This is a genomic window from Falsiroseomonas sp. E2-1-a4 (assembly GCF_051433165.1).
Classification (GTDB): Bacteria; Pseudomonadota; Alphaproteobacteria; order Acetobacterales; family Acetobacteraceae; genus Falsiroseomonas.
Window position 1 is genome coordinate 1 of the sequence record NZ_JBHMFS010000066.1, and the last position, 1,281, is coordinate 1,281.

General features: G+C 67.2%; 1 protein-coding gene. It reads right to left on the minus strand.

The genetic code is table 11. The features are described from left to right. Window positions 1-10: 10 nt before the first annotated feature. Window positions 11-1,210, minus strand: coding sequence for an IS256 family transposase (locus ACFHNC_RS24655; RefSeq protein WP_437171881.1), 1,200 nt, complete (start codon window positions 1,208-1,210; stop codon window positions 11-13). Window positions 1,211-1,281: the final 71 nt, after the last annotated feature.

A 1,281-nucleotide genomic window follows, 5' to 3' on the forward strand; every position in this document is an offset into this window, starting at 1 on the left:
GGCCTCCGCGTCATCCTGCCATGGCTGGCAGGCTGACGGGTGCAGTGTCGCTGACGGTACTGATGGTTTCCAGCGTCATGTAGCGGGATCGCTGGGTAGCCCATTCGTCGGATTGCTCGAGAAGGATGGCGCCGATCAGCCGGGTGATGGCGGCCTCGTTTGGGAAGATGCCGACGACATCGGTGCGGCGCTTGATTTCGCCGTTGAGGCGCTCGATCGGGTTGCTGGAATGGATTTTGGCGCGGTGCTCGCGGGGGAAGTCCATGTAGGCCAGTACATCGGCCTCGGCGGTATCCATCAGCTCGGCCAGCTTCGGCACTTTCGGGCGGAGCTGATCGGCGACCCGGCGCCACTGGGCATGGGCGGCCGGAGCATCGGCCTCGGCGAAGGCGGTGCCGATCCAGGCAGAGACGATGCGGCGCTGGGTCTTGCCGGCATGGGCGATGGCGTTGCGCATGAAGTGGACGCGACAGCGTTGCCAGGTTGCCCGTAGGACTTTGGTGACCGCCGCCTTCAGGCCCTCATGGGCGTCGGAAATCACCAGCTTCACGCCGCGCAACCCGCGGCGGGTCAGGGAGCGGAGAAAGTCGAGCCAGAAGGTCTCCGCCTCGGAGGCGCCGATCGCCATGCCAAGGACTTCGCGCCGGCCGTCGCCGTTCACGCCGACGGCGATGGTGACGGCGACAGGGACCACGCGACCGGCCTCACGCACCTTCACGTAGGTGGCGTCAAGCCACAGGTAGGGCCAGTCGCCCTCGATCGGCCGGGAGAGGAAGTCGCGGACCCGGTCGTCGATCTCGGCGCAGAGCCGGCTGACCTGGCTCTTGCTGACGCCCTCCATCCCCATGGCGCGGACCAGGTCGTCCACCGAGCGGGTGGAGATGCCCTGAATGTAGGCCTCCTGGATCACTGCGGTCAGCGCCTTCTCGGCCGTCCGCCGGGGCTCGAGGAAGGCCGGGAAGTAGCTGCCCTTGCGAAGCTTCGGGATGCGCAGTTCGACCGTACCGGCCCGGGTCTGCCAATCGCGCTCGCGGTAGCCGTTGCGCTGGTTCAGCCGCGTCTCGCTGCGCTCGCCATGAGCGGCGCCGCACAGGCCATCGGTCTCCAACTCCATCAGCCGCTGGGCGGCAAAGCCGATCATCTCCCGCAGCAGGTCGGCGTCGGACGACTTCTCCAGCAGCCCGCGCAGCGCCATCGTATCCTCGGTCATCGTGGTCGTTCCCAGGTCAGGGGTTGCAGGTCTCGACAACCCAAACCCTACCGAGGAACACCACGATGGCC